We start from the raw sequence: 1,150 nt of genomic DNA, 5'->3' as shown, positions 1-1,150 counted from the left end.
GCACAATAACTGTTGTGCGACATTTATATGCAGATTAATGCAGATTAATGTACATTTTTGTCAAAATATTACTCAATAAAGTATAGTTCAAATGCCCTATCAAATCAACACTTTTGTTAATTTTTTGATATCTTGGGTATGATACTCTAAAAAGAATTTTATAAATATTCGTTCAAACTCTCATGTACAAAATCGGGTGCTGCCTTTTTCAACTGCTCAACCGTATGTAAATAGCGCTGGGTTGTATTGATATGAGAATGTCCCAAATTCTCCTGAACCTGCTGCAGGGAAGCGCCGTACAGTAGTGCTAATGTAGCATTCGTATGCCGAAGCCAATGGGGTGTGAAGCTCTTACCCAAGTCGCATTGTCTGCTTGCTTGTTGGATAATACGTTCGATTTGCCTTCCCGATAATGGGAAAAGCCTTTGTTCATCTTTGTTATCTGGCTTATCAGATTTGAGATGCTGGAGTAGTAGTTCCCAGAGAGGCTGCGGAACTTTGATTGTTCGCTGCTTGCCACCCTTTCCATCCATCACAGTTAACCACATGGAGGCCTCCATAGCGTCTTTACTAAAGTGGTTCCATTCGATGGAACTAAGCTCGGACAAGCGCAATCCTGTTAAAACAAAGGTTAATCCAATCAAATAATCCCGATCACTTTGCTTTTTTAACTGATTGAGCAGACTGCCTACTTCCTGCTTGGTCAGATAATGATTCTTGCTGTTAACCGGAATCGTGGGCATGCGTACACATGATGTCGGATTCATTTTAAACAAAGCAATATTAGGATCACTTCCCCACTTATAAAGAGAACGAAGTGGCGCAATAAAGCTCGCAACCGTGGCTGAAGCCAACGGTTTTTTGTTTTGGCTATAGTAGCCCCTCATCAGGCCGATTTTGTAAACTTCGATTTCTTGCCAGGTCACTTCGGCTAATGATTTGCGGGAAATGAACTGACGGAATCGCTCTATAGCCTGCTTATAATTGCGAATCGTGTATTTGGAACGACTGCAAGTTGCTAAGAACATATCGATAATCTGATCGTCTGTGTAGGGTTCCTGTTGCTGTTCATATTGGGATACCGGAGTAAATGCGGATACTTGATTAATCAATGGTTCTCCTCCTTTTTGTCGCACAACAGTTATTGTAC

The 1,150-nt window shown here is 41.2% G+C and carries 1 protein-coding gene; it reads right to left on the bottom strand.

Annotation, left to right across the window (positions count from 1 at the left end; translation table 11 throughout):
• Positions 1–158 precede the first annotated feature (158 nt).
• Positions 159–1,112 (bottom strand): tyrosine-type recombinase/integrase, encoded by a 954-nt coding sequence (locus tag BK127_RS42160; protein WP_076238582.1) that lies wholly within the window; start codon positions 1,110–1,112, stop codon positions 159–161.
• Positions 1,113–1,150: the final 38 nt, after the last annotated feature.

The sequence above is a fragment of the Paenibacillus sp. FSL H7-0331 genome (assembly GCF_001956045.1).
Note: the sequence above shows the minus strand (reverse complement) of the source record. Positions and strands in the feature narration are given on the sequence as shown.